Origin of the sequence: Streptomyces sp. NBC_01298 (genome assembly GCF_035978755.1) — a bacterium.
Taxonomy (GTDB): Bacteria; Actinomycetota; Actinomycetes; order Streptomycetales; family Streptomycetaceae; genus Streptomyces.
The window spans coordinates 5,150,577-5,175,562 of record NZ_CP108414.1 but is presented as its reverse complement, the minus strand read 5'-3'; the positions used below and the strand labels follow the sequence as shown (position 1 = coordinate 5,175,562).

The window sequence follows — 24,986 nt, the reverse complement described above, 5'->3', positions numbered from 1 at the left end:
GGTGAGCTGCGGGTCGCAGCCGGGGCGGTGTCCGGGCTCTCCGGCGTGGTCACGCACAGGGCGCGTCTCATCCGGGGTCGCTCGGGACCGTCGTCCGGCGGTCCGGGCCGGCCCGTGAAGGGCGTCATAGGGTTCCGGTATGAGCAACTCCGATGCGGCTGCCGTCCTCACGACCGCCGACCTGGCAGCAGCGATACGCGCGGTGCGTACGTTGCTGGACATCTCGAGCGTCGATCACGCGGAGGTCGACTTCGAAGCCACGATCACGTCGGCGGATGTCCTGGCGCGCGTACGTCGCGTACTGCCCGACCTCGTGTGGTCGTCGGCCGGCGAGGCGCACGGTTCCTCGAAGGCCGGAGACGACCCGGCGGAGTGCCTCCCGATCGGAGTGTTCGACTGGTCCCGTCCGCTGGACCGCGCCGAGCCCTTCATCGACGCCCTGGGGTCGGATCTCGCCGCGGTCCGGTGGGATCTGGACGCTTGGCCCGCCGTTCCCGAAGCGGGACTGGAACGGGTCCCGCAGAAATACGCGTACCTCACGCTGACCGTGAATTCCCGGGACCTCTACCAGAACGAGCCCTCGCAGGACCACACCGTCCACGTGCACGTCAAGAACGCCGCCTTCGACACCGATCGCATCACCTGGCTCGCCGATCGAGTGGGCGGCCGGTTCAACGGCAGGGTGCAGACGGCGCCCCTGTAACCGGGATTCTCCGGGGCCGGCGCGCCTGCGCTCACCCCACCGGCGTGAGCAGCGCGTCCGCGATGGCCGTCCGGGCGTACAGCACCGAACGGCCGGCGCGGTGGCCGGTGACCAGTCCCGCGTCGCGCAGCGCCGTGAGGTGCTGGGAGACCGCGGCGGCGGACAGGCCGCTGTGGCGGGCCAGTTGGGTGGTGGAGGCCGGGGTGTCGAGCTCGGCGAGCAGCAGGGTCCGGGAGCGGCCCAGTACGGCGGCCACCGCGTCGGTGGCCTTGGTCGCGCGGGGCTCCCAGAGGCTGCCGATCCCCCGTGCCGGGTAAGCCAGTTGGAGCGGATCGGGGGCCACCGAGCGGGTCAGCACCCGCGGCCAGGCGAAGGCGGAGGGCACCAGCAGCAGTCCGGGGCCGGTCTGGGCGCGGGTCAGCGCGCAGGCCCGGCGGACCATGCGCAGGGTGCCCGAGTCCCACGTCACCGTGGAGTGGAGCTCGTTGAGGACGTGCGCGGAGCCGTGCTCGGCGACCTGCCGGGCCCGGTGGAACACGTCGGCTTCGAGGAGCTGGCGGATCCGGGGCCAGTAGGGGGCGAGCGCGAGTTCCCAGTAGGTCCGGATCTCGTCGGTGACCTTCTCCAGCACGGCTTCGGGGTCCTCGTGGAGCAGCCTCAGGCGCGCGACCGGCCCGTTCTTCGTGGCGATCGTCGCCAGGTCGGCGCGCACGTTCTCCGGGCTGCTGCCGCGGATGGCCGCGAGTTCGGCGTCCAGCTCCGGGAAGGGGCCGGCCGGGGTCGGGTTGAGGAAGTCCGCGAGGTAGCCGCCGCCCGGGATCAGGGCGGCGAGCCAGCCCCGGTCCAGGCCCGCGCTCAGCAGCCGGGGCCGCACCTGGGCGGCCCAGCGGCGGTGCAGCGGCGGGTCGGTCTCCGCGTGCAGCAGCCGGAAGCTGGTGACGACCTCCCACATCGGGGACACGGAGAATCGGGTCTGCGCCAAATCGGCGGCCGAGAAGTTCAGTTCGTATTCCATGGTTCCACGTACCCCCGCCGCCGCCCGTTGGATTCGGCCCCACCTTAATCAATAGGACCCGCGGCCGTCCCCCCGCAGGCTCCTCCCATGCCCTCCTCCTTCCGCGGACTCCCGCCCCTCGTCTGGACCCTCTTCGCCGGTACGGTCGTCAACCGGCTCGGCTACCTCGTGACCCCGTTCCTGGTCTTCCTCCTCGCCGACCGGGGCATCACCGGCTCCGACATCTCCTTCGTCCTCGGTGCGCTGGGCGCCGGCCACCTGCTCGGCCCGGCCCTCGGCGGACTGCTCGCCGACCGGATCGGCCGCCGCCCGACCATGCTGATCGGGCTCATCGGCTCCGCCGTCGCCCAGGGCGCCCTGTTCCTGGCCCCGGGGCTCTGGACGATGGCCGCCTCCGCGCTGCTGCTCAGCACCGCGGGAGCCACCGTGGGGCCCGCCGCGTTCGCACTGCTGGCCGACTCGGTGGACACCGGCTGGCGGCAGCGCGCGTACGCCCTGTTCAACTGGGGGGTGAACATCGGCACGGCCGTCGCCGGCGTCCTCGGCGGCTTCCTCGCCGCGCACGGGTACTGGCTGCTCTTCGCCGTCGACGCCGGTTCCGCCCTGATCTACGCGACGGTGGTCGCGACCCGGCTGCGCGAGCCGGCCCGCACCGCCCCGACCAAGGCCTCGGGGACGGGCTACGGGGTCGTCCTGCGCGACCGGCTGATGATGCTGCTGCTCCCGCTGCTCGGCATCCAGCTGTTCGTGTACTCGCTGACCGAGGTGGCGCTGCCGCTGGCCGTCCGCGACAGCGGCCTCTCGCCGGCCGTGTACGGGGCCCTGGCCGCGGTCAACGCCGTCCTGGTGGTGGCCCTGCAGCCGTTCGTGACCGCCCGCCTGTCGGGACTGCCGCAGCTGCCGGTGCTGGCCGCGGGCAGCGTCCTGGTCGCCGCCGGGGTGGCGCTGACCGGGGTCGCGGACTCCGTCACCGGGTACGTGGTCTCGGTGGTCGTCTGGTCGCTCGGCGAGGTGGCCGTGGCGGGCATCGCGGCCTCACTGGTGGCCGACCTGGCCCCGGCGGACGCCCGCGGCCGCTACCAGGGCGCGTTCAGCTGGACCTGGGGCACGGCCCGCTTCTCCGCCCTGACGGCGGGCGTAGCCCTGTACACCGGGGTGGGCCCGGCGGTCCTGTGGTGGGGCGCCCTCATCGCGGGCCTCCTGGCCGCGGCGGCCATCCTGGGCCTGCGCGGCCGGATCGCGCACCGTACGGAGCGGGACCTCGGCCTGGCGGCGTGAGACGTCAGACCGCCTCGATGGCGACAGGGGTCCCGTCCAGGAAGCGTCGCATGTCGTCGACGTCCGAGGTGAGCACGGCCACCTGGTCACCGCGCTGCGCGCACTGGAGCGCCACTGCGGCGAGGACCGAGTCGATGGCGTACTTGTGACCGTGCAGCTTGGCCTCCGTCAGGAGTTCCTGCGCCTTGGAGGTGATGGCTTCGTCGACATAGACGATCTCGATTCGGGACAGCGTCCAGTCCCACGCCTTCGTCCGCGCGCCCGCACGGGGATCCCAGGCCTCCAGGAGGGTGAGCGCCGAGGTGACGACGCGGATTCCCGCCCGCGAGGCGGCCTTGACGAAGAGCCCGAGTGTTTGATCACCGAGCGTCGCCTTGGACAGTGCCTCGCAGTCAAGGACGAACGTACGGTTGCGCGGCGGCAGCCGACGCGGAGGGCGAGGCGTCACGCGGCTTGCTCCTGGGGGAAGGCTTCGCCCTCTTCGGCCGCTTGTGCCGCCTGGGCCGTTTGAGCCCGCCGCTCGTCGTGCCACGTGTCGATCGCCGCGATCCGGTCCAGCACGGCGTCGTACGCCTCGTCGTCATACGGGCCGTACTCCTCCTCCAACAGCGTCGACAGCTCCCCCAGTCTGTCCACCGCGTCCATGCGCACAGCAGCTTCCGTGATGTACGCCGACACACCCCGCGACTCGACCCGGGAGCGGATCGACTCCAGGAGCTCCTCGGGCACGGTGATCGTGATCTTCTTCGTAGCCATACAGCAAGTATGAGGACCTCACGAACCACCCGTCCAGTCCCCTAATGGGTGAACCCGACAGCCACCGGCTACGCCGGGAACCTCCGGTCCACCCACCGGAAGGTGAACTCGATCAGGACGGCCGCCACGGCGGCGATGCCGACGGCGGTCCAGGGCATCACGGCGCCCTCCAGCTTGAGCTGGAAGAAGTCCTGGAGCCAGGGCACGACGAGCACGATCAGGAACGCCAGGCCCATCGCGCCGACCAGGCCGACCCGCCACCAGGTGTACGGGCGGGCGATGATCGCCAGCACCCACATCGAGGTCAGGAACAGCGCGAGCGTCGCGGCGCTGGTCTCGGCCTTGAGGGCGTCGGGGCCGGAGTAGTGGTGGCGGGCGATCACGTAGGTCACGAAGCAGGCGACGGCGGCGATGACCCCGCCCGGGATCGCGTACCGCATCACGCGTTTCACGAAGTGCGGCTTGGCCCGCTCCTTGTTCGGCGCCAGCGCCAGGAAGAAGGCCGGGATGCCGATGGTCAGCGTGGACAGCAGCGTCAGGTGGCGCGGCAGGAACGGGTACTCGACCTGGGAGCAGACCACCAGGACGGCCAGCAGCACCGAGTAGACCGTCTTCGTGAGGAAGAGGGTGGCGACGCGGGTGATGTTGCCGATGACCCGGCGGCCCTCGGCGACCACCGAGGGCAGGGTGGAGAAGCTGTTGTTGAGGAGCACGATCTGCGCGACGGCCCGGGTGGCCTCCGAGCCGGAGCCCATGCTCACGCCGATGTCGGCGTCCTTGAGCGCGAGCACGTCGTTGACCCCGTCGCCGGTCATCGCGACCGTGTGGCCCCGGGACTGGAGGGCGGCGACCATGTCGCGCTTCTGCTGCGGGGTGACCCGACCGAAGACGGCGTTCTGGTCGAGCACCTCGGCCATGGCGCCCTGCTCGGTGGGCAGCTTGCGGGCGTCGACGGTGTTCTCGGCGCCGGGCAGGCCCAGCTTGCCGGCGACCGCGCCGACCGAGACGGCGTTGTCCCCGGAGATGACCTTGGCCTTGACGCCCTGGTCCTCGAAGTAGCGCAGGGTGTCGGCGGCGTCGGGGCGCAGCCGCTGCTCCAGGACGACCAGGGCGGTCGGCTTGACCCCGGTGGCCACGGCCGGGTCGTCGAGTTCGCGGGCGGCCCGGCCCAGCAGGAGGACCCGTAGGCCCTGTTCGTTGAGCTCGTTGATCTCCTCCAGGGCCGGGTCCCCGGCCGGGAGCAGCACGTCGGGGGCGCCGAGCAGCCAGGTGTTGTTCTCGCCGTCGCCCTCGCTGAAGCTGGCGCCGCTGTACTTGCGGGCGGAGGAGAAGGGCAGCGATTCGGTGCAGCGCCACTCGGCGCTGTCGGGGTAGGCGTCGATGATCGCCTGGAGGCTGGCGTTGGGACGCGGGTCGCTCTCGCCGAGGGCGCCGAGGACCTTCTTGACGTACGCGGCGTCCGCGCCGCCGAGCGGGCGGCACTCGGTGACGTCCATGCCGCCCTCGGTGAGGGTGCCGGTCTTGTCGAGGCAGACCACGTCGACGCGGGCGAGCCCCTCGATGGCCGGCAGCTCCTGCACCAGGCACTGCTTGCGGCCGAGCCGGATGACGCCGATGGCGAAGGCGACGGAGGTGAGGAGGACGAGGCCTTCGGGGATCATCGGGACGATGCCGCCGACGGTGCGGGCGATGGCGTCCTTGAGGTTGTTGTCCTTGACGATCAGCTGGCTGATGATCAGGCCGATGGAGGTCGGGATCATCATCCAGGTGACGTACTTGAGGATGGTGGAGATGCCGGAGCGCAGCTCGGAGTGGACGAGCGTGAACCGGGAGGCCTCTTCGGCGAGCTGGGCGGCGTAGGCCTCGCGGCCGACCTTGGTGGCGGTGAAGGCCCCGCCGCCGGCGACGACGAACGACCCGGACATGACCGGGTCGCCGGGCTTCTTCAGGACCGGGTCGGCCTCGCCGGTGAGGAGGGATTCGTCGATCTCCAGGCCGTCGGCCTCGCCGACGAGCCCGTCGACGACGACCTTGTCGCCGGGGCCGAGCTCGATGACGTCGTCGAGGACGATCTCGGAGGTGGAGATCTCGGCGGTGCGGCCGTCGCGGCGGACGCTGGGCTTGGCCTCGCCGATGACGGCGAGGCCGTCCAGGGTCTTCTTGGCGCGCATCTCCTGGATGATGCCGATGCCGGTGTTCGCGATGATCACGAAGCCGAAGAGGCTGTCCTGGATCGGCGCGACGAAGAACATGACCACCCAGAGGACGCCGATGATGGCGTTGAAGCGGGTGAAGACGTTGGCGCGGACGATCTCGGACGTGGAGCGGCTGCTGCGGACGGGCACGTCGTTGACGGCTCCGCGGGCGACGCGCTCGGCGACTTCGGCGGTGCTCAGGCCGGCCGGCTTGAAGCGGGGTGCGGGTGGCCGGACCGGGTGGACGGGATCGAGCTCGGCCCCCGCGTCGATGGCGGTCCCGGCGGGTGCGGTGCCGGCGCTGGCGCCCGGCTCCGGTCCCTCTGATTCGATCTGCGCCCGATCCGTCATGGTTCCGACGGTAAAGGTCGTTCCCCTCCTCCACCCGCCGAAAAGTGCGAAGATCCGACTTCTGGATGAGCCAGATCGTCCTCGGGTAGCCCCTCACGACCCGCGGCCGTGGCCGCACGGCGGCCCCGGCAGGGGCGCGGGGAACTGCGCGCCCCGCCACAGCGGACCCGCAGGGATGGATCCACCCCGTCCACGGAGGCCGTCGGAACGGCACGAGGACCGCGGGCAGACCTCCCGCACGCGGGTCGCGGGCGCCGACCCGGGCGCGACCCCGGACGCTAGCCCGCCTGGGGAGCCGGGCCCGCCTGGGTGTCTTCGTTCCGGGCGGCCAGCTCGAGGGCGTGGCGCTTGAGCGCCGCGTCACGGCCGCGGACGTACCAGAGGCCGATCAGGCCGAGGACCCCGCCGACCGCGCAGGTCCAGACCCACCACAGCATGCCCCGGTCCGCGAACCAGCCGTAGAAGGGGAGCTGAAAGAGGAAGAGGGCGAACCAGATGATCGTGCCACCGGTCACGGTGCCGACGATCGGGCCCTCCAGGGGCTCGGGGGCCTCGTGCGTCGCAGTCCATTTCGCCATGGGGACAAGTCTAGGCCGGTCGGCTCAGGGTCTACGCGCGGAGATAGACGCCCCTTCGTTCATGTGTTCATACTGAAACGGTTTGGGCTTGGCCCGTTTTCGTCGTATGAAACCACCACCGAGGACCAGGACCCCCATGAGCACGACGGCCCCCGTGGACCGCTACTTCAAGATCTCCGAGCGCGGCTCGACCATCGGCCGCGAGGTCCGCGGCGGATTCGCCACCTTCTTCGCGATGGCCTACATCATCGTGCTGAACCCGATCATCCTGGGCAGCGCCAAGGACATGTACGGCAACCAGCTCGACGGCGGCCAGCTGGTCACCGCCACCGTGCTGACCGCGGCCTTCACCACCCTGCTGATGGGCGTGATCGGCAACGTCCCGATCGCGCTGGCGGCCGGCCTCGGCGTCAACACCGTCGTCGCCCTCCAGCTCGCCCCGCGCATGAGCTGGCCCGACGCCATGGGCATGGTGGTCCTGGCCGGCTTCGTGGTGATGCTGCTGGTCGCCACCGGCCTGCGCGAGCGGGTCATGAACGCCGTCCCGCTCGGCCTGCGCAAGGGCATCGCGATCGGCATCGGCCTGTTCATCCTGCTGATCGGCCTGGTCGACTCGGGCTTCGTCACCCGCATCCCCGATGTCGCGCACACCACGGTCCCGATCCAGCTCGGCAGCAACGGCCACCTGCACGGCTGGCCCGTCCTGATCTTCGTGGTCGGCGTCCTGCTGACGCTGACCCTGATCATCCGCAAGACCCCCGGCGCGATCCTGATCTCCATCGTGGCCATGACCGTCGCCGCCCTGGTGATCCAGCTGATCACCAAGCTCCCGGACGCCGCCTGGGGCCTGACGGTCCCGGAGTGGCCGGGCAACCCGGTGGCCGCGCCCGACTTCGGCCTGATCGGTCAGGTCAGCCTCTTCGGCGGCTTCGGCAAGGTCGGGATGCTGACGGGCATCCTGTTCGTCTTCACCGTGCTGCTGTCCTGCTTCTTCGACGCCATGGGCACCATCCTCGGCGTCGGCGACGAGGCGAAGCTGACGAAGCCGGACGGCTCCTTCCCCGGCATCAACCGGGTGCTGTTCGTCGACGGCATGGCCGTCGCCGCGGGCGGCGCCTCCTCCTCCTCGGCCACCACCTGCTTCGTGGAGTCCACGGCGGGCGTCGGCGAGGGGGCCAGGACCGGCCTCGCGAACATCGTGACCGGCGGCCTGTTCACCGTGTCGCTGTTCCTCACGCCGCTCGCCACGATGGTCCCCTCGCAGGCGGCCACGCCCGCCCTCGTCGCGGTCGGCTTCCTGATCATGGCCGGCTCGGTCAGGGACATCGACTGGAACGACTTCACCATCGCCGTCCCGGCCTTCCTGGCCATGGTGATGATGCCGTTCACGTACTCGATCACCAACGGCATCGGCATCGGCTTCGTGGCCTTCTCCGTACTGCGGCTGGCGACCGGCCGGGGCCGCGAGGTCCCGGTGGCCATGTACGTCGTGTCCGCGGTCTTCGTCTTCTACTACGCGATGCCGGCGCTGGGCCTCACGTAAGCCCGTAGAACTTCTCCGTCTCGTCGACGGCCGCCTTGAAGCGTTCGTCGAAATCGTCGCGAATGAGCGTCCGGACCACATAGTCCTGGACGCTCATTCCTCGTTTGGCGGCATGAGTCCGGAGCCTGTCGAGGAGCTCCCCGTCTATGCGCATGCTCAGCACATGTGTCCCCATGCCGAAAGAGTCGGGGCACAGGGCATGGACGCGTGTCACTTTCCGGAGCCGACTCACCCGTACGAGTGACGCCAGATACCTGGTGTTCCTTAGGTAGAGTAATGAGTTACTCTAAAGAACATGCATGACCTTTCCCATGGTGACGACGCAGCCGCCGTGAACGACCTCCGCTCCGCCGTCATGCGGCTGGGCCGGCGCCTCAAGCACCAGCGCGTCGACGAATCGCTGAGCCCGACCGAGATGTCGGTCCTCGGCACCCTCGCCCGCTGCGGCCAGGCCACCCCCGGTGAGCTGGCCCGGCGCGAGCACGTGCAGCCGCCGTCCATGACGCGCATCGTCGCGTTGCTGGAAGCCAAGGGACTGGTCACGCTGGAACCGCACCCCGACGACCGCCGCCAGAAGGTGGTCCGCCAGACGGAGGAGGCCGAAGCGATGCTCGAAGAGAGCCGTCGCAAGCGCAACGCCTTCCTCGCCGGGCTCGCGGACGGGCTGACCGAGGACGAATGGGCGAAGCTGCGCGAAGCAGCGCCCGTCCTGGACAAGCTCGCGCACCTATAGGAACGACGCCAGGAGGCGACCCCTTTTGAGTACGGGACCCGGAGCAGACTCCGCCCCCGGCCACACACCCACCACTACGCGCGCCGCCGCCGGGCCCGCGCCGGGCAAGAACTCCATGTTCAGCTCGCTGAAGATCCGCAACTACCGGCTCTTCGCCACCGGCCAGGTCGTCTCGAACACCGGGACCTGGATGCAGCGCATCGCCCAGGACTGGCTGGTCCTCTCCCTGACCGGCTCCGCGTCCGCGGTCGGCATCACCATCGCGCTGCAGTTCCTGCCGATGATGCTGTTCGGCCTCTACGGAGGCGTACTCGCCGACCGGCTGCCCAAGCGCCCGCTGCTGCTGTTCACCCAGGCGGCGATGGGCCTCACCGGCCTCGCCCTCGGTGTCCTCACCCTCGCCGGTCACGTCAACGTCTGGCACGTCTACCTCGCCGCCTTCCTCCTCGGCCTGGTCACCGTCGTGGACAACCCGGCCCGCCAGACCTTCGTCTCCGAGATGGTCGGCAAGGACCAGGTGGCCAACGCGGTCAGCCTGAACTCGGCCAACTTCCAGTCCGCGCGACTGGTCGGGCCCGCCATCGCCGGCGTCCTGATCACCGCCGTGGGCTCCGGCTGGGCGTTCCTGCTCAACGGCCTGTCCTTCGCGGCGCCGATCGCGGCCCTGATGCTCATGCGGACCCGCGAACTGCACCAGGTCGAGGTCCAGCCCCGCGCGAAGGGCCAGCTCCGTGAGGGTCTGCGCTACGTCGCCGGGCGGCCCGAGCTGATCTGGCCGATCGTGCTCGTCGGATTCATCGGCACCTTCGGCTTCAACTTCCCGATCTGGCTCTCCGCCTTCGTCAGCAAGGTCTTCCACGGCGACGCGGGCACGTACGGCCTGTTCAACACCCTGATCGCGGCGGGCTCCCTGGCGGGCGCGCTGCTGGCGGCCCGGCGGGGCCTGTCCCGGCTGCGGCTGCTGGTCGCGGCGGCGGTGCTCTTCTCCGTCCTCCTGCTGGTGACGGCCTTCGCACCGAGCTTCTGGCTGTTCGCGGCGCTGCTCGTCCCCATCGGGGTCTTCGGCCTGACGGTGAACGTCACCGCCAACTCCAGCGTCCAGATGGCCACCGACCCCGAGATGCGGGGCCGGGTGATGGCCCTGTTCATGATGGTCTTCACCGGCGGCACCCCCATCGGGGCCCCGCTGGTCGGATGGGTCACGGACACCTACGGGGCGCGGATCGGCATGGCCGCGGGCGGAGCGGTCTCCCTGGCCGCCGCCGTCACCATCGGCCTCGTCCTGTCACGCATCGGCAACCTCCGCCTCAGCGTGAACCGCCACGGCGTCACCTTCGTCCCCTCGGACCGCCGCCGCCAGCTGGCGACGGCGGCGTAGCGCCTCACCAGACCGGCGGGGCTGGATGTGTCCAGCCCCGCCGATAGGCTCGGCACCATGAGACTGTTCGCAGCCGTCATCCCGCCCGAGGCGGCCATCGCGGAACTGGCCGGGGCCGTGCGCGGCCTGCGCGACGATCACCTCCGCTGGACCGCGGAGGCGGGCTGGCACTTCACGCTCGCCTTCATGGGCGAGGTCCACGACGAGGTGCTCCCCGAGCTGCACGCCCGCCTCGCCCGCGCCGCGGCCCGCAGCGCTCCCTTCCCGCTGCGGATCCACGGCTCCGGCCACTTCGGCCACCGCTCCCTGTGGGCGGGCGCCGCCGGGGACCTCGACTCCCTGCGCATGCTCGCCGAGCGCGCCGACGCCGCCGCCCGGCGGTCCGGGGTGCCCATGGAGCAGCACCACCGCTACACCCCCCACCTCACCCTCGGCAGGCTCCGCGACGAGCGGCACGACGTCCGCCCCTACGCCGCGGCCCTGGCCTCCTTCGAGGGCACCGGCTGGCAGGTCGGCGAGCTCAGCCTGGTCCGCAGCGATCTGCCCGACTCCGGGGTCCCGGGCGAACGGCCCCGCTACGAGGTCGTCGGGTCCTGGAAACTGGGCGAGCCCGCCCCTCCGTCCGAAGGGCGGGCCCGGTCGCGTTAGGCTCGACGGGTGGATCCCAAGACCAGAAACCGCGTCATGGCCGGTGTGCTCGTACTGATGTTCGTCGTGGTGGCGGTGGCCGCAGCCGTGGGCCAGTAGGCCCGGAGGCGACTCCTACCAGGCGAACGCCTCCGGAGCCGGACCCGGCCCCGGGAAGACCTCGTCCAGCCCGGCCAGCACCTCCGGCGACAGCTCCAGCTCCACCGCCCTCAGCGCGGACGCGAGCTGCTCCGGCGTACGCGGCCCGACGATCGGGCCCGTGACCCCGGGACGCGTCAGCAGCCAGGCCAGGGCGACCTCGCCGGGCTCCAGTCCGTGCTTGTCCAGCAGGTCCTCGTACGCCTGCACCTGCGCCCGTACGGAACTGTTCGCGAGCGCGTCCGCCGAGCGGCCGGTCGCCGTCCGGCCCGACTCCGACGCCTTGCGGATGGCTCCGCCCAGCAGCCCGCCGTGCAGCGGGGACCACGGGATGACGCCGAGCCCGTACGCCTCGGCCGCCGGGATGATCTCCAGCTCCGCCCGCCGCTCGGCGAGGTTGTAGAGGCACTGCTCGCTGACCAGGCCGAGCCGCCCCGAGCGCGCCGCGGCCTCGTTGGCCTGGGCGATCTTCCAGCCGGGGAAGTTCGAGGAGCCCGCGTACAGCACCTTGCCCTGCTGGATCAGGACCTCGACGGCCTGCCAGATCTCCTCGAAGGGCGTCAGCCGGTCCACGTGGTGGAACTGGTAGATGTCGATGTAGTCGGTGTTCAGGCGCTTGAGGCTGGCGTCGACGGCCCGCCGGATGTTGAGCGCCGACAGGCGGTCGTAGTTGGGCCACGGGTCGCCCTCGGCGGCCATGCTCCCGTAGACCTTGGTGGCGAGGACCGTCTTCTCCCGGCGGCCGCCGCCCTGGCCGAACCAGGTACCGATGATCTCCTCGGTACGGCCCTTGTTCTCGCCCCATCCGTACACGTTGGCCGTGTCGAAATAGTTGATGCCGGCGTCGAGGGCCGTGTCCATGAGGGCGTGGCTCTCCGGCTCTCCCGTCTGGGGGCCGAAGTTCATGGTGCCGAGGACAAGTCGGCTGACCTTGAGACCGGTGCGTCCGAGCTGCGTGTACTCCATGGGCCACTAGCCAACTGCCTGGAGTGCGCTCGAAGCAAGACCCGCTCGTGAAGCGCGTGTTACGTGTCCTCGCGGGGACGGTACGGGCCGCCCAGGCCCCAGGCCTGGTGGAGGACCGCCGCGAACTCACCCGCGAGGCGGTGCTCGCCGGAGGCGTTGGGGTGCGTGCCGTCGTAGGTGTCGCGGTCGATGTCGTACGCCTCCGGGCGCGCGGCCAGCAGGATCGGCGAGGCGGGGGTCGACAGGTCGGCGACGGCCTTGGCGAGGAGCTCGTTGAACAGCTCGACCTGCCGCGCGAAGGGCGCGTCGTCCCGGGCCCTGATGTTGGGTATGACGGGCAGCAGGACCATCCGGATCCCGGGCCGGGCGGCGCGGGCCTGCGCGATGAAGGCGCGGGCGTTGTCGGCGGTGCCCTCGGCCGCGGTGTAGAAGCCCAGGTCGATCAGCCCGAGGGAGACCAGCAGCACGTCGGCCGCGGCGGCGCCGGCGGCGGGCCCGATGAGCGGGGCCATGTGCTGCCAGCCCTCGCCCCAGCCGGCGAGGTGGCGGCGGGCCCCGGCGGGGAAGCCGGGGTCGGCGTAGGCATCGCTGGGCGGCGCGTCCGCGCGGGCGTCGTAGAGCCCGTCGCGGGGCCCGACGATCTCGTACGGGCCGTCGAAGGTGGTGTCGAGGTGCTGCCACATCCGGTAGCGCCAGGTGTAGTCGCCGGCGCATCCGACGGTCATGGAATCCCCGACGAACATGAAACGCATCCGGTCATCTTCGCGGATCACGGGGGCCGCGGCGCCTGTGATGCCGGACACGCGGGGCGGGCTGGCAGGGTAGGGGCATGCGCCCGCACCTGCTGCCCCTGACCGTTGCCGCCGCCGCCCTCGTGTTGGTGCCCTCGGCGGCTGCCGCCGCGTCCGGGTCCGCCGCGTCCGGGTCCGCCGCGTCCGGGTTCACGATCACCGACCCGCGGATCAAGGAGTCGAGCGGGCTCGCGGCCAGCCGGATCCACCCCGGCGTCTACTGGACGCACAACGACAGCGACGACGGCCCGTACGTCTACGCCGTGGACTCCGCTACCGGCAAGACGGTCGCCCGGATCACCCTGACGGGCATCGGCAAGCCCCGGGACGTCGAGGGGATCTCGCTGGGCCCCGACGGGCGGCTGTACGTCGGCGACATCGGCGACAACCTGGGCGGCTCCTGGAACCACGTGTGGATCTACCGCTTCGCCGAGCCCAAGACCCTCGGGGACGCCACGCTCAAGGCCGAGCAGTTCACGGTGAAGTACGCCGACGGACCGCGGAACGCGGAGGCGCTGATGGTGCACCCGGTGACGGGGCGGGTGTACATCGCGAGCAAGGACGAGAAGGCCGGCGGGCTCTACGAGGGCCCGGCCGCCCTGTCCGCCTCCGGTACGAACACCTTCCGGCGGATCGGGGACGTCCCGTGGGTCACGGACGGGGCGTTCTCCCCCGACGGGGGGCAGCTCGTGCTGCGGGGGTACTTGTGGGCGAGGACGTACCCGTGGAAGGACGGGCGGCCCGCGGGGGACGGGGAGGCGGTGGCCGCGCCGTGGCAGGGCCAGGCGGAGTCCGTGACGTACACGGCGGACGGGTCGACGCTGATGTTCGGCGCGGAGGGGGTGGGCAGCCGGGTCGTCGCCGTCCCGGTGGCCCCGGCCGCGAAGCCGTCGCCGACGGCATCCGCCCCCGGGGCTCCCGCCCCGGTCCCGGGCGCCCCCGCGGCCCCCGAATCCGGCAGCTTCACGAAGGGCGCCCTCGTCCTGGTCCTGGCCCTCGCCATCACCCTGGCCGCGAAGCGGCTGCTGCGGCGCCGGCCGCCGAAGCGCTGACCGGGCGCCTATCCCACGGGGGTGGCTCGGCTCCACAGCTCCTCAGAGCTCTCCGCGAACCGGTCGAAGAGGCCACCCGGTCCCTGTCTGCGCAGGTGCATGAGCGGGGAGTCGTGCCCGACGAGCCGGGCGAGGTGGGGCGTGACGAACGCGTTGTCGTCGAACCGGAAGAGAGACAGGCCGACATGGTGCACGGCATCGTCCGCCGTGCTGAAACGGGCCTCCAGGCCGGGGATACGGCCCAGCCGTTCCAGGTACTCCAGGGTGATCCGAATCCGCGTGGACACGGTGAGGGCCACTCCCTCGACCGCCTCGCGCCGACGGGTCACTTCCCCGTCCGGATCACCGAGCAGAAACCTCACCCGGCAGCCCGCGTCGAGCTTCCGGCGCAGGGTGTCCGCGAACGCGGGCTGGTCCAGGAAGAGGAAGTAGTTCGTGTAGCCGGCGAAGAAGAGATTCTCCCGCGCGCCGTCGATCTGCTCGCCCCAGACGCCGGACGGGCAGGCCGACCGGTAGGGGTAGGCGTGCACGAGCTCTCGGTCGTGGCCCGTCTTGATGCGGTCCGCCACTGCTCTGGGCCACAACATGCGCTCATCAACTCCAAGCGCCCGGGACGCATCGGCCCGGGTCTGTGCGTGCGGTACCCGCTCGGGGTCGGCGAGCCAACGTTCGACCGTCTTCGTCGCGACCCCGATGCGTCCGGCAAGTTTCCGCGGGCTCAGGCCCGCGTCCGCCATAGCCGTTGACAACGCTTGGTTCAAGCTCCCTCCCAGGGACGCTTTGGACACTTCAAACGGTAGCGCCAGAGCGGCCCAACTGTCTTCGCACGAGCGGATATCCGTCCCAAAGGGCGGGTGAGCATGCCATCGGCTGACCACTTCGAGGGAAGGCGGAACGATGGAGATGCAGGTGTGGCGAGACTGCCACCAGAAGGCCGACGACGCGACGGCCGCCATGCAGGAGGCCCTAGCGGGCCTGGGCCTCCCGGATTCGGCCTGGAGCGGCATCCAGGGCCGGGTGACCAACTCCGGCCGGGCGTACGTACATATGGGAATGCTGCGCGCCGAACACGTGGAGCGGATCGCGGAGGCGATCCGCTCCGGTCTGGGCCCCGACCATGTGTCGAGGCCCCCCGCCCCCGCGCAACACCGCTAGCAGCGCCACAGCCCCGTCCAGCCGACAACGCGCCTGGGCGGGGCTGACGAGCGGGCCCCGAGAGACGCCGGCTACGAGCCCTGGATCGGGATCTGGTGGGAATCGGACGGGGAGGCGCCGTTCACCGGGGTCGCCCCCGGCTGGGTCGGCGGGGTCGGCGGGGACATCGTCGACAGGAGTTGGCGGGCCAGGCCCAGGCCCGTGCCGCCCATCGTGAGGGCCTTCGCGAACATCTCCGACATGCCCTCCGCCCCGTTGAGCAAGATCATGTGCTCCACGTTGCCGAAGGCACCCGCCCCCGCCTCCACGATCGCCGGCCAGTTCTCGGCGAGCTGCTGCGCGACCACCGCCTCCTGGTTCTCCGCCAGCGCGGCGGCCCGCGCCTGGATCGACGCCGCCTCCGCGAGGCCCTTCGCCTTGGCGGCCTCCGCCTGCGCCAGTCCGTTCGCCTTCGCCGACGTCGCCTCCGCGAGGCCCTTGGCCTGGGTCGCCGCCGCCTCCGCCTCACCGGTCGCACGGGTGGCGGTCGCCGCCGCCAGGCCCCGCGCCTCCGTGGCCTTCGCGTCGGCCGCCGCGGCCGTCGTCACGCGGGTGGCCTCGGCCGCGGCCGCGAGCTCCGTCTCCTTCGCCTTGGCCTGCGCCGCCGAGATGCGCGCGTCGCGGTCCGCCTCGGCCCGGGTCCGGGTCTCGTACGCCGCCGCGTCCGCGGGCTTGCGCACGTCCGCCTGGAGCTGCTGCTCGCGCCGGTGCGCCTCCAGCTCCGCCACCCGGGTCTCCTGGACCACGACCTCCTGCCGCGCCGCCGCCTCCGACAGCGGACCCGCCTGCCGGGCCGTCGCGGCCGCCTTGTCCCGCTCGGCCTGGTAGCCGGCCTGGAGGATCTCGCTGTCCCGGGTGGCCTCCGACATCCGCGCGAAGGCGGCCTGTTCGGCCTCGGTGGCCCGCAGGTTGGCGTCCGCCTGGGCGATCCGCGCGTCCCGCTGGACGGCCGCCGCGTGCGGCATCGCCAGGTTCTTGATGTAGCCCGTCGGGTCCTCGATCTCGTGGATCTGGAGGGAGTCGACGATCAGGCCGAGCTTCTCCATCTCCGTGCCGCACGCCGCCCGGGTCTGCCCGGTCAGCTTCTCCCGGTCGCGGATCATGTCCTCCACCGTCAACCCGCCCACGATGGACCGCAGATGACCGGCGAAGACGATGTGCACCCGCTCGGGCATCATCTTCTGCTGGTCCAGGAAGCGGCGGGCCGCGTTGGCGATGGACACGAAGTCGTCGCCGATCTTGAAGATGACCACGCCCTTGACCCGCAGCGGAATGCCCTGGTGGGTCACGCAGTCCACGTTCAGCTGGGTCTCGTTGAGGTCCAGCGAGAGCTTGCGCACGGCCTGTACGCCGGGCATCACCATCGTTCCCCGCCCGGTGACGATCCGGAAGCCCATGCCTTCCGCGATGCCCTCGGTCTTGTGCGCGGAGCCGGAGATGACCAGCGCCTCGTTGGGCTCGGCCACCCGCCACATGAGCTTGAACAGGCCGATCGCGGCCGCGATCGCACCCACGACAATCCCTGCCAGTACGCCGACAGACATCGGCAACTCCCCCTCGTACGCGGTGGCGTTCACCACCGAAGAAGGCGAGTGTGCGCCCGCGTCAAAGCGGCGTGAAGACGGCGGCCGAATCTTGTCGCCATCTTGATACGAGAGAGCGGCGGCAGCCGCTTCAGTCCCCGTACGCGGCCATCACGTAGACCGTCCGCGGCGGCAGGTACTCGACCACCGTGACCACCGTCCCGACCGCGAGGCGGCCCGTCCCCGGCGCCGGGTGGGCGAGGAAGTGCTCGGCCCCGCCCCGGATCCGCACGATGACCTCGCCGACCAGCCCCGGCCCGACCGTTCCGGTGACCCGGCCGTCCAGTCCCACCATGTCCGCTTCCCCCATGCACCGAGCGTACGGCGCTATCCCCGTCCGGGCTCCTCGTCGAGCCGGTATTCCTCGCCGTCCGCGTGGTAGCCGTACAGCTCCCCGTAGCGGCCCCAGTCCGTCGCCGTCTCCAGCTGCTGTTCCAGCTGCTCGCTGGTGTAGTGGTGCGAGAGCAGGTCGCGGAAGAAGCCGGCCCGCTGCGTACCGCCCCGCGAGCGCTGCAGGGTGGTGTGGATCAGGTGGACCAGCGGGACCTCCATGGCCCCCTCGGCGAACAGTTCCTTCGACTCCTGTACGTCGGCCCCGGCGAAGGCGGTGCCGCGCGCGGTCAGCACCAGGTGCAGGCCCCGTACCTCGGCCAGCCCCAGCAGTTCCAGCCCGTCCACCTGGGGCAGTACGTCGTCCACCTCCAGCCCCAGTTCCTCGGCCAGGTCGGCGAGGTCCACGCTGCCGTCGCCGGGGCCCCGCTGGAGCACGATCTCGGCGAGGCCCGCCATCCCGTCGACGCTGGCCGCCGGGAGCGGGGTGTTGGCCGGGGTGCGCTTGGCGGGCGGGGCCGCGGGCGTGATGGCGGTGGCTTGGGCGGTGCGGCCGGTCATCACCGCGTACACGGCGTCCACGATCCGCTCGAACTCGGCGCCGCCGCGGTCCCGGGGGCGGGCCAGGTCCACCGCGAAGGTCTCCTTGATGGTCCCGTAGGGCCGCGAGCCCAGCACCACCACCCGGTCCGCCATCAGCACGGCCTCCTCGATGTTGTGCGTGACCAGCACCACCGCCTTGGCGGGGAAGCGGTCGGAGGCCCACAGCTCCATCAGCTCGCCGCGCAGGTTCTCGGCGGTGAGCACGTCCAGGGCGGAGAACGGCTCGTCCATCATCAGCACGTCCGGCTCCACGACCAGGGCCCGGGCGAAGCCGACGCGCTGGCGCATCCCGCCGCTGAGCTCCTTCGGGTAGGCCGACTCGAAGCCGTCCAGGCCGATCAGGTCGATCGCCTCCACCGCCTGCCGGGCCCGCGCCTCCCGGTCCATGCCCTTGGCCTCCAGGCCCAGTTCCACGTTCTGCTGCACCGTCAGCCAGGGCAGCAGCGCGAAGGTCTGGAACACCATCGCCGTGCCCGGATTCGCCCCGCGCAGCTCCTCGCCCCGGTAGGTGACCGAGCCGGAGCTGGCGGGGATCAGTCCGGCGAGGCAGCGCAGCAGGGTGGACTTGCCGCTGCCGGACTTCCCGAGGAGGGCGACGATCTCCCCCTCGCGGATCTCCAGGTCGATGCCGCCGAGCACGGGCAGCTCCCCGTCGGCGCCGGCGTAGGACTTGGTGAGGGCCGCGGCCTGGAGGATCGTGGTCGGCGCGGTCGCGGTCGCGGTCATCGGCGGGCTCCTCGGACGGCTCGGGTGTCGGGTGTCGGGCATCGGGTGGAGTACGGATCTCGGAGGGGTCAGAGGGAGTAGCGGCGTTCCGCGAGCCGGTACAGGGGCCGCCAGAACAGCCGGTTGAGCCCGACGACGTACATGCTCATGACGGCGATCCCGGCGATCAGCTTCGGGAAGTCCCCGGCCTCGGTGGCGTGGAAGATGTACGCGCCCAGGCCGGTCGCGGACAGGGTCGTCCCGGCGAAGGTGACGACCTCGCCGACGATGGAGGCGTTCCAGGCGCCGCCCGAGGCGGTGATGCCGCCGGTGACGTACGAGGGGAACACGGCCGGGACGATCAGGCGCTTCCAGCGCTGGAGCCCGCGGACGCCGAGGTCGTCCATGGCCTCCTTGAGGTCGGAGGGGATGGCCATGGCTCCGGCGATGGCGTTGAAGAGGATGTACCACTGGGCGCCCAGCGCCATCAGCAGGACGCAGCCGATGTTGATGTTCAGTCCGGTCCGGAGGAAGAACCAGACCGCCACCGGGAAGAGCAGGTTCGCGGGGAAGCTCGCCAGGACCTGCACCACGGGCTGGGCGATCTTCGTGAGCCGGGGCGAGGAGCCGATCCACACGCCCACGGGCACCCAGACGACGGTGGCGGCGGCGACGAGCACGATCACCCGGACGAAGGTGATCAGCCCGAGCAGCAGCGGCTCCCCGAAGACCCCGAGGCCGGTCTCGCGCTGGAGGTAGCGCACCAGGTCGTACAGGCCCCACAGGATGACGGCTCCGGCGACGATGGTGAAGACCACGTCGCCGGTCCGGCGGCGGGCCGGGTCCACGGACAGCGCCATGTCGTCGCGGCCCAGTACGCGTGCGGCCCGGCCGGTGGCGTCGCGGGCGGGGGCGGTGGCGCGGCCGAGCAGGCGGGGCCAGTGGGAGCGGCGCAGGAAGTCCAGTACGTAGCTGCGCTGGACGTCGGTGGACTCCGACTGCTCGTTCTTGTACTTCTCCGCCCAGGCGGTCAGGGGCCGCCAGAAGAAGAAGTTGACGGTGACGATGGTGACGGTCATCGCGAGGATGACCCAGCCGACCTTCCCGAGGTCGCCCTCGCCGATGGCCGTGCCCGCGTACGAGCCGAGCCCGGGGACGGCGTACTCCTGCCCGGAGACGGAGACCGCCTCGGAGGCCACGAGCATGAACCAGCCGCCGGCGAAGCTCATCATCCCGTTCCACACCAGGTCGATGACCCCGGCGGGGACCTCCACGCGCCAGAAGCGCATCCAGCGGGTGAAGCCGAAGGAACGGGAGACCTCGTCGAGTTCGCGGGGCAGCGAGGTCAGGGTGGCGTAGAACCCGAAGGTCATGTTCCAGGCCTGCGAGGTGAAGATCGCGAAGATGACGGCGCATTCGAGGCCGAGGAGCGAGCCGGGGAAGAGCGCGACGAAGAAGGTGACGAGGACGGAGAGGAAGCCGAGGACGGGGACGGACTGGAGGATGTCCAGGGCCGGGATCAGCACCCGTTCCAGGCGGCGGCTGCGAGCGGCGGCGTAGGCGTAGCCGAAGGTGAAGACCACGGAGGCGATCAGCGCGATGAACATGCGCAGGACGCTGCGGGCGGCGTAGTACGGGAGCTTCGCGGGGTCCGTGTCCACGTCGGGGACGTCGGCGGGGTCGAAGTTGACCGTGGTGCCCTTGCCGACCTGGAGGATCGCGTACCCCAGCACGAGGAAGGCGGCCGCCACGGCGAAGTCCACCCAGGACAGGCGGGTGCGGGCGGGGGCCGCCTGGCCGGTGTGGGTCTCGGGGCGCACGGAGGTCTTCATCCCGCCCAGCGGATCACGCCGTGCGGGCGCCCACACCCCAGGTCACCCAACCGGGGCGTGAGACCCGGTCAGGGCCGCGGGCATGAGCCCCGGTCAGGGGCCCGGGCGTGAGACCCGGTCAGGGGCCCGGGCGTGAGACCCGGTCAGGGCCCCGGTCAGGGCCCCGGGCGTGAGCCCCCCGTCAGGACCGGTCGGCCAGGGCCGGTTCCACGGCGTCGCCGCCCGTGGCCGCCACCGGCGCCACGGCCCGGGGCCGGCGCAGGAAGGTCGCCCACAGGGCCACCGCCATGCCGAGGACCGCCGCGAAGGAGGCCAGGGTGTAGGCGACGCAGACCCGGGTGGAGACCTCGCCGGGGAGCAGGGTCGCACCGATCAGGACCAGGGTGGCCACGGCCCAGCCGAGGAGTTGCAGGCGGTGCTTGTGCAGGACCAGGAGGGCCTGGCCGAGCACCATGGCCAGCATGTAGCAGAGGGTGCCGGCGGAGATCCAGAAGAACACGGCGTGGCCGAGTCCCGCCTCGGACTTGAAGAGCACCTCGATGAGCCACGGTCCGAGCAGGGTGGCCGGGACGCCCCCGGCCAGGCCGAGCACGATCACGACCACCGAGGTCCGCCCGAGCAGCCGGGAGAAGCCGGCGCGGTCCCCGGCGGCCGCCGCGGTGGACAGCCCGGACAGGAGCGAGGCCTGGAGCGAGCCGAAGACGAAGAGCGGCACCCGGGCCAGCACGATCGCGTTGAGCAGGCCCGCGACGAGCGCGCCGTCCTCGGGCGCGAGGAGCTTGGTGCTGACCACGGCGGCGTTGACGACGACCTGGGACAGCAGGGTGGAGACGACGAGCGGGCCGAGGCCGCCCAGCAGCCCCGACCAGCGGCCCCGCGGGCCCGCGGCGAGCCCCCGGAAGACGGGTACCGAGGTGACCAGGGCGGCGACGAGCGGGGCGACGGTGAGGATCAGCGCGAAGGCCTGCGGGGAGCGGACCCCGGCGAGGGCGAAGCCCACGGCGAGCCCGATGCGCAGGACTCCGTCGATGCCGAGCTGCCAGCCGAAGGGGCCGAACCGGCCGAGGCCGGCCAGCACCCCGCGGCAGATGTTGCTGATGCCCATCGCGGCGAAGGCCAGGCCGAGCGCGCCGACCATCTCGGTGTGCCCGTAGAAGAAGGTGTCGGCGAGCAGCGGGGCCGCCCAGGCGAGCCCGGCCCCCAGCAGGACGATCATGCCGAGGGTGAGCCCGGCGATCTGGCGCAGGATGCCGGAGACGCCCGTACCGGCGACGCGGTGCGCGGCGACGATCCGGGTGAGCTCCTGCTCGACGGGGAAGAAGAGGCCGATGCCCACGGACATCAGGATCGTCCAGAGCACCGAGAGCGCGGCCATGCCGTCGGTGTCGAGGCTGTGGCCCGCCGCCATCAGGTGGATGTACGAGGCCGCGCCCAGCACGACCGTGCCGGTGATCACCAGCAGGGTGCCGGGCGGCAGGGCGCTCGCGATCCTGGCCAGCGGCGACCGCTTGGCGGTCACCGCTGTCTGTGGGGCGCCCGCCGCGTCCGGGGCGTTCACGACTGCTGGGCGGCCTTCACCTTGAGCGGCTCCCACCAGGCGCGGTTCTCGCGGTACCAGGTGATCGTCGACGCCAGGCCCTCTTCGAAGCCGACCTGCGGGGCGTAGCCGAGCTCCTCGCTGATCTTGCTGATGTCGAGGGAGTAGCGCAGGTCGTGGCCCTTGCGGTCCTCGACCGGCTCGACCATGTCCCAGCCGGCGCCGGCGGCGTCCAGCAGCAGGCCGGTGAGCTCCTTGTTGGTGAGCTCGACGCCGCCGCCGATGTTGTAGACGTGGCCGGCGCGGCCCTTGTGCAGGGCCAGCTCGATGCCCCGGCAGTGGTCCGCGACGTGCAGCCAGTCACGGATGTTGCCGCCCGTGCCGTACAGCGGGACCTTCTTGCCGTCGATCAGGTTGGTGGTGAAGAGCGGGATGACCTTCTCGGGGAACTGGTACGGCCCGTAGTTGTTGGAGCAGCGCGTCACCACGACGTCCATGCCGTGGGTGCGGTGGTAGGCCAGCGCCAGCAGGTCGGAGCCGGCCTTGGAGGCGGAGTACGGGGAGTTCGGCGCGAGCGGCCACTCCTCGGTCCAGGAGCCCTCGCTGATCGAGCCGTACACCTCGTCGGTGGAGACGTGGACGAAGCGGCCGACGCCGTGCTTGCGGGCGGCGTCCAGCAGCACCTGCGTGCCCACGACGTTGGTCATCACGAAGGGGCCGGCACCGGCGATGGAGCGGTCCACGTGGGACTCGGCGGCGAAGTGCACCACCGCGTCGTGACCGGCCATGACCTGGTCGACGGCCTCGACGTCGCAGATGTCGCCGCGGACGAAGGCGTAGCCGGGGTGGCCCGCCACGGCCGCGAGGTTCTCCTCGACGCCCGAGTAGGTCAGCTTGTCGAAGACCGTGATCCTGGCGGCAGGGTCTGCCGAGAGTATGGAGCGGACGAACTGCGAGCCGATGAAACCGGCGCCACCGGTCACGAGAATGCGCATAGTGCTTTCACTCTACTGGCCCACGCCCGGGGGGCAGCATCCCCCGCCGTCCCCTCTGTACCGGGCCGCGGGCCGCCCGCGGGTCCCCGCGGGCGGCCGGACCTCGTCGTCTATCACCCCGGAAGGCGTGCAACGTATGGTGGCACGCATGCGTGGAATCCTCCTTGCAGGCGGCACCGGCTCCCGGCTCTGGCCCCTGACCCGAGCCGTGTCGAAGCAGCTGCTTCCCGTCTTCGACAAGCCGATGGTCTACTACCCGCTCTCCACGCTGGTCATGGCGGGTATCCGCGAGATCCTGATCATCACGACTCCCGAGGACCAGGAGCAGTTCCGGCGCCTCCTCGGTGACGGATCACAGTTCGGCCTCGATCTGGACTACGCGGTCCAGGAACGCCCCGACGGCATCGCCCAGGCGTTCGCGCTCGGCGCCGAGTTCATCGGCGAGGAGCCGGTCGCCCTGATCCTCGGCGACAACATCTTCCACGGCAGCGGCCTCGGCACGCGCCTGGCCGAGCGCACCGACCCCAAGGGCGGCGTCGTCTTCGCCTACCCGGTCGCCGACCCCACGGCGTACGGAGTGGTGGAGTTCGACGAGGACGGCCGGGCGATATCCATCGAGGAGAAGCCCGAGAAGCCGAAGTCCCGTTACGCGGTGCCCGGCCTGTACTTCTACGACAACCGGGTCGTCGAGATCGCCCGCGCGATCGAGCCGAGCGCCCGCGGCGAGCTGGAGATAACCGCCGTCAACGAGGCCTACCTCAGGAAGGGCGACCTGGAGGTCACCGTCCTGGACCGCGGTACGGCGTGGCTGGACACCGGGACCTTCGTCTCCATGGTCCAGGCCTCGGAGTTCGTACGGGTCATCGAGGAGCGCCAGGGCTTCAAGATCGGCTGTATCGAGGAGGCGGCCTGGCGGGCCGGATTCCTCTCCGACGACGGGCTGCGCGAGCTGGCCCGGCCCCTGCTGAAGAGCGGGTACGGCGCCTACCTGCTGGCCCTGCTCGACGAGAAGAGCGCCGCGTGACGTTCCGCGAGCCCTCCCCCCAGCCGCTCGGCCCGGACCGGGCGATCGACTGGCGAACCCCTCCCGTTCCGTCCCTCCCGAAGGCCCCGGTGCACTCCTCATGACCACTCTCGACATCATGCTGCCCTACTACGGCGACGTGGCCCTGATGCAGGCCGCCGTGCGCAGCGTGCGGGCCCAGACGGACCCGAACTGGCGGCTCACGGTGGTCGACGACGGCAAGGAGCCGTCCGTTCCCGGCTGGTTCGCGGAGCTCGACGACCCGCGCGTCTCCTACCAGCGCAACGAGCGGAACCTCGGCGTCACCGGGAACTACCGCAAGTGCCTGGGACTGGTCCGCGAAGAGCACTTCGTGATGATGGGCACCGACGACATCATGCTGCCCGAGTACGTGGCCACCGTCCGGGCCGCGATCGCGAAGCACCCCGGCATCGGCATGATCCAGCCGGGCGTCGAGGTCATCGACGGCGCGGGCAAGCCCACCGAGGGGCTCGCCGACCAGTCCAAGCGCCGCCTGTACAAGCCCCGGTTCACCGGTGAGGTGCTGATGGGCGGCGAGGCCCTCGCCACGAGCCTGCTGCGCGGGAACTGGCTGTTCTTCCCCTCCATCTGCTGGCGCACCGAGGCCGTCCGCACGGCCGGCTTCCGGGACAACCTGGAGGTCACCCAGGACCTCGCCCTGGTCATCGACCTGCTCCAGGCCGGCGAGCAGATGTCCCTGTCGGACACCCTGTGCTTCCAGTACCGCCGCCACGCCGTCAGCATCTCCTCCCAGCAGGCCTTCACCGGGAAGCGCTTCGAGGAGGCCAACCGCTTCTTCCTGGACGTCGCGGACCGCCTGGACAAGGCGGGCTGGACGAAGGCCGCCAAGGCCTCCCGGCTCCACCTGTCCTCCCGGATCCACGCGCTGACGATGCTCCCCGGCGCGCTGAAGAACAAGCAGGGCGACGGCGCCCGCACCCTGCTGCGGCACGTCGCCGGCTCTGACCACCGCTGACGGCGCACCCCCACCCCGACTGCCCCCAGCCACCACCTCTCTCCCCACCGTCCGGAGCCCA

The 24,986-nt window shown here is 71.3% G+C and carries 25 protein-coding genes; 10 read left to right on the top strand and 15 right to left on the bottom strand.

The window, feature by feature from the left end; all coding sequences use genetic code 11:
- The first annotated feature begins 139 nt into the window (after positions 1 to 139).
- Entirely contained in the window at positions 140 to 703 is a 564-nt protein-coding gene (locus tag OG730_RS23580; protein ID WP_327306098.1) for a hypothetical protein, read from the top strand.
- A gap of 31 nt (positions 704 to 734) precedes the next feature.
- Here OG730_RS23580 and OG730_RS23575 read toward each other — a convergent pair whose 3' ends face one another.
- Entirely contained in the window at positions 735 to 1,718 is a 984-nt protein-coding gene (locus OG730_RS23575) for an ArsR/SmtB family transcription factor (protein ID WP_327306097.1), read from the bottom strand.
- A gap of 87 nt (positions 1,719 to 1,805) precedes the next feature.
- Here OG730_RS23575 and OG730_RS23570 point away from each other — a divergent pair, with 87 nt between their 5' ends.
- Positions 1,806 to 2,996 (top strand): MFS transporter, encoded by a 1,191-nt coding sequence (locus OG730_RS23570; RefSeq protein WP_327306096.1) that lies wholly within the window; start codon positions 1,806 to 1,808, stop codon positions 2,994 to 2,996.
- 4 nt (positions 2,997 to 3,000) lie between these two features.
- On the opposite strand, the gene OG730_RS23565 is transcribed toward OG730_RS23570, so the two are convergent.
- The 4 genes from OG730_RS23565 to OG730_RS23550 form a co-directional block, all read right to left on the bottom strand.
- Positions 3,001 to 3,444, bottom strand: a complete 444-nt coding sequence (locus tag OG730_RS23565; protein ID WP_327306095.1) for a hypothetical protein — start codon at positions 3,442 to 3,444, stop codon at positions 3,001 to 3,003.
- Positions 3,441 to 3,752 (bottom strand): hypothetical protein, encoded by a 312-nt coding sequence (locus OG730_RS23560; RefSeq protein ID WP_327306094.1) that lies wholly within the window; start codon positions 3,750 to 3,752, stop codon positions 3,441 to 3,443. Before OG730_RS23560 ends, OG730_RS23565 begins: the two co-directional genes overlap by 4 nt.
- Before the next feature lie 68 nt (positions 3,753 to 3,820).
- Positions 3,821 to 6,298: a cation-translocating P-type ATPase gene (locus OG730_RS23555; protein ID WP_327306093.1), complete on the bottom strand. Its 2,478-nt coding sequence runs from the start codon at positions 6,296 to 6,298 to the stop codon at positions 3,821 to 3,823.
- A gap of 278 nt (positions 6,299 to 6,576) precedes the next feature.
- Positions 6,577 to 6,876 (bottom strand): DUF2530 domain-containing protein, encoded by a 300-nt coding sequence (locus OG730_RS23550; RefSeq protein ID WP_327306092.1) that lies wholly within the window; start codon positions 6,874 to 6,876, stop codon positions 6,577 to 6,579.
- A 106-nt stretch (positions 6,877 to 6,982) separates the two neighbouring features.
- On the opposite strand from OG730_RS23550, the gene OG730_RS23545 reads away from it, so the two are divergent.
- Positions 6,983 to 8,419 (top strand): NCS2 family permease, encoded by a 1,437-nt coding sequence (locus OG730_RS23545; protein ID WP_442814995.1) that lies wholly within the window; start codon positions 6,983 to 6,985, stop codon positions 8,417 to 8,419.
- On the opposite strand, the gene OG730_RS23540 is transcribed toward OG730_RS23545, so the two are convergent.
- The gene (locus OG730_RS23540) at positions 8,412 to 8,594 is read right to left on the bottom strand and encodes a hypothetical protein (RefSeq protein WP_030156886.1); all 183 of its coding nucleotides are present in this window, start codon (positions 8,592 to 8,594) and stop codon (positions 8,412 to 8,414) included. The two genes, OG730_RS23545 and OG730_RS23540, sit on opposite strands and share 8 nt — an antisense overlap.
- Positions 8,595 to 8,714: 120 nt before the next feature.
- On the opposite strand from OG730_RS23540, the gene OG730_RS23535 reads away from it, so the two are divergent.
- Genes OG730_RS23535 through thpR form a run of 3 tightly spaced genes read left to right on the top strand, consistent with a single transcriptional unit; the run spans position 8,715 to position 11,178 of the window.
- Positions 8,715 to 9,152 carry a MarR family winged helix-turn-helix transcriptional regulator gene (locus tag OG730_RS23535; RefSeq protein WP_327306090.1) on the top strand — a complete coding sequence of 146 codons (438 nt, stop codon included), beginning with the start codon at positions 8,715 to 8,717 and terminating at the stop codon, positions 9,150 to 9,152.
- A 25-nt stretch (positions 9,153 to 9,177) separates the two neighbouring features.
- Positions 9,178 to 10,530: an MFS transporter gene (locus OG730_RS23530; RefSeq protein WP_327306089.1), complete on the top strand. Its 1,353-nt coding sequence runs from the start codon at positions 9,178 to 9,180 to the stop codon at positions 10,528 to 10,530.
- Between the two features lie 57 nt (positions 10,531 to 10,587).
- A complete protein-coding gene (gene thpR / locus OG730_RS23525) occupies positions 10,588 to 11,178 on the top strand; it encodes an RNA 2',3'-cyclic phosphodiesterase (RefSeq protein WP_327306088.1) in 591 nt (196 codons plus the stop codon).
- Positions 11,179 to 11,292: 114 nt separating this feature from the next.
- Here the strand turns inward: thpR and OG730_RS23520 are convergent, their stop codons facing one another.
- Positions 11,293 to 12,282 carry an aldo/keto reductase gene (locus OG730_RS23520; protein WP_266907522.1) on the bottom strand — a complete coding sequence of 330 codons (990 nt, stop codon included), beginning with the start codon at positions 12,280 to 12,282 and terminating at the stop codon, positions 11,293 to 11,295.
- 59 nt (positions 12,283 to 12,341) lie between these two features.
- A complete protein-coding gene (locus OG730_RS23515; RefSeq protein WP_327306087.1) occupies positions 12,342 to 13,034 on the bottom strand; it encodes a GDSL-type esterase/lipase family protein in 693 nt (230 codons plus the stop codon).
- Between the two features lie 77 nt (positions 13,035 to 13,111).
- Here OG730_RS23515 and OG730_RS23510 point away from each other — a divergent pair, with 77 nt between their 5' ends.
- On the top strand, positions 13,112 to 14,125 hold the full coding sequence (locus OG730_RS23510; protein ID WP_327306086.1) for a WD40 repeat domain-containing protein: 1,014 nt from the start codon (positions 13,112 to 13,114) through the stop codon (positions 14,123 to 14,125).
- A gap of 8 nt (positions 14,126 to 14,133) precedes the next feature.
- On the opposite strand, the gene OG730_RS23505 is transcribed toward OG730_RS23510, so the two are convergent.
- Complete coding sequence (locus tag OG730_RS23505) at positions 14,134 to 14,712, bottom strand: XRE family transcriptional regulator (protein WP_327306085.1); 579 nt, start codon at positions 14,710 to 14,712, stop codon at positions 14,134 to 14,136.
- 310 nt (positions 14,713 to 15,022) lie between these two features.
- Here OG730_RS23505 and OG730_RS23500 point away from each other — a divergent pair, with 310 nt between their 5' ends.
- On the top strand, positions 15,023 to 15,280 hold the full coding sequence (locus OG730_RS23500) for a hypothetical protein (RefSeq protein WP_327306084.1): 258 nt from the start codon (positions 15,023 to 15,025) through the stop codon (positions 15,278 to 15,280).
- Between the two features lie 71 nt (positions 15,281 to 15,351).
- On the opposite strand, the gene OG730_RS23495 is transcribed toward OG730_RS23500, so the two are convergent.
- From OG730_RS23495 to rfbB, 6 genes are all read right to left on the bottom strand, one after another.
- Positions 15,352 to 16,863, bottom strand: a complete 1,512-nt coding sequence (locus OG730_RS23495; RefSeq protein WP_327309381.1) for an SPFH domain-containing protein — start codon at positions 16,861 to 16,863, stop codon at positions 15,352 to 15,354.
- A 130-nt stretch (positions 16,864 to 16,993) separates the two neighbouring features.
- Positions 16,994 to 17,212 (bottom strand): NfeD C-terminal domain-containing protein, encoded by a 219-nt coding sequence (locus OG730_RS23490; RefSeq protein WP_327306083.1) that lies wholly within the window; start codon positions 17,210 to 17,212, stop codon positions 16,994 to 16,996.
- A gap of 17 nt (positions 17,213 to 17,229) precedes the next feature.
- Positions 17,230 to 18,561: an ABC transporter ATP-binding protein gene (locus OG730_RS23485; protein WP_327306082.1), complete on the bottom strand. Its 1,332-nt coding sequence runs from the start codon at positions 18,559 to 18,561 to the stop codon at positions 17,230 to 17,232.
- A gap of 68 nt (positions 18,562 to 18,629) precedes the next feature.
- Entirely contained in the window at positions 18,630 to 20,372 is a 1,743-nt protein-coding gene (locus tag OG730_RS23480; RefSeq protein ID WP_327306081.1) for an ABC transporter permease, read from the bottom strand.
- Positions 20,373 to 20,553: 181 nt separating this feature from the next.
- The gene (locus OG730_RS23475) at positions 20,554 to 21,930 is read right to left on the bottom strand and encodes a lipopolysaccharide biosynthesis protein (protein WP_327306080.1); all 1,377 of its coding nucleotides are present in this window, start codon (positions 21,928 to 21,930) and stop codon (positions 20,554 to 20,556) included.
- Positions 21,927 to 22,904, bottom strand: a complete 978-nt coding sequence (gene rfbB, locus OG730_RS23470; RefSeq protein WP_327306079.1) for a dTDP-glucose 4,6-dehydratase — start codon at positions 22,902 to 22,904, stop codon at positions 21,927 to 21,929. Before rfbB ends, OG730_RS23475 begins: the two co-directional genes overlap by 4 nt.
- A gap of 148 nt (positions 22,905 to 23,052) precedes the next feature.
- Here rfbB and rfbA point away from each other — a divergent pair, with 148 nt between their 5' ends.
- Positions 23,053 to 23,928, top strand: a complete 876-nt coding sequence (rfbA, locus tag OG730_RS23465; protein WP_327306078.1) for a glucose-1-phosphate thymidylyltransferase RfbA — start codon at positions 23,053 to 23,055, stop codon at positions 23,926 to 23,928.
- A gap of 100 nt (positions 23,929 to 24,028) precedes the next feature.
- Positions 24,029 to 24,925, top strand: coding sequence for a glycosyltransferase family 2 protein (locus tag OG730_RS23460; protein ID WP_327306077.1), 897 nt, complete (start codon positions 24,029 to 24,031; stop codon positions 24,923 to 24,925).
- Positions 24,926 to 24,986: the final 61 nt, after the last annotated feature.

Coding starts and splice junctions, on each gene's coding strand:
- OG730_RS23580 (WP_327306098.1), top strand. CDS start 140: ATGAGCAACTCCGATGCGGCTGCCGTCCTCACGACCGCCGACCTGGCA.
- OG730_RS23575 (WP_327306097.1), bottom strand. CDS start 1,718: ATGGAATACGAACTGAACTTCTCGGCCGCCGATTTGGCGCAGACCCGA.
- OG730_RS23570 (WP_327306096.1), top strand. CDS start 1,806: ATGCCCTCCTCCTTCCGCGGACTCCCGCCCCTCGTCTGGACCCTCTTC.
- OG730_RS23560 (WP_327306094.1), bottom strand. CDS start 3,752: ATGGCTACGAAGAAGATCACGATCACCGTGCCCGAGGAGCTCCTGGAG.
- OG730_RS23555 (WP_327306093.1), bottom strand. CDS start 6,298: ATGACGGATCGGGCGCAGATCGAATCAGAGGGACCGGAGCCGGGCGCC.
- OG730_RS23550 (WP_327306092.1), bottom strand. CDS start 6,876: ATGGCGAAATGGACTGCGACGCACGAGGCCCCCGAGCCCCTGGAGGGC.
- OG730_RS23545 (WP_442814995.1), top strand. CDS start 6,983: ATGAAACCACCACCGAGGACCAGGACCCCCATGAGCACGACGGCCCCC.
- OG730_RS23540 (WP_030156886.1), bottom strand. CDS start 8,594: ATGGGGACACATGTGCTGAGCATGCGCATAGACGGGGAGCTCCTCGAC.
- OG730_RS23535 (WP_327306090.1), top strand. CDS start 8,715: ATGCATGACCTTTCCCATGGTGACGACGCAGCCGCCGTGAACGACCTC.
- thpR (WP_327306088.1), top strand. CDS start 10,588: ATGAGACTGTTCGCAGCCGTCATCCCGCCCGAGGCGGCCATCGCGGAA.
- OG730_RS23520 (WP_266907522.1), bottom strand. CDS start 12,282: ATGGAGTACACGCAGCTCGGACGCACCGGTCTCAAGGTCAGCCGACTT.
- OG730_RS23515 (WP_327306087.1), bottom strand. CDS start 13,034: ATGCGTTTCATGTTCGTCGGGGATTCCATGACCGTCGGATGCGCCGGC.
- OG730_RS23510 (WP_327306086.1), top strand. CDS start 13,112: ATGCGCCCGCACCTGCTGCCCCTGACCGTTGCCGCCGCCGCCCTCGTG.
- OG730_RS23505 (WP_327306085.1), bottom strand. CDS start 14,712: ATGTTGTGGCCCAGAGCAGTGGCGGACCGCATCAAGACGGGCCACGAC.
- OG730_RS23500 (WP_327306084.1), top strand. CDS start 15,023: ATGGAGATGCAGGTGTGGCGAGACTGCCACCAGAAGGCCGACGACGCG.
- OG730_RS23495 (WP_327309381.1), bottom strand. CDS start 16,863: ATGTCTGTCGGCGTACTGGCAGGGATTGTCGTGGGTGCGATCGCGGCC.
- OG730_RS23490 (WP_327306083.1), bottom strand. CDS start 17,212: ATGGGGGAAGCGGACATGGTGGGACTGGACGGCCGGGTCACCGGAACG.
- OG730_RS23485 (WP_327306082.1), bottom strand. CDS start 18,561: ATGACCGCGACCGCGACCGCGCCGACCACGATCCTCCAGGCCGCGGCC.
- OG730_RS23480 (WP_327306081.1), bottom strand. CDS start 20,372: ATGAAGACCTCCGTGCGCCCCGAGACCCACACCGGCCAGGCGGCCCCC.
- rfbB (WP_327306079.1), bottom strand. CDS start 22,904: ATGCGCATTCTCGTGACCGGTGGCGCCGGTTTCATCGGCTCGCAGTTC.
- rfbA (WP_327306078.1), top strand. CDS start 23,053: ATGCGTGGAATCCTCCTTGCAGGCGGCACCGGCTCCCGGCTCTGGCCC.
- OG730_RS23460 (WP_327306077.1), top strand. CDS start 24,029: ATGACCACTCTCGACATCATGCTGCCCTACTACGGCGACGTGGCCCTG.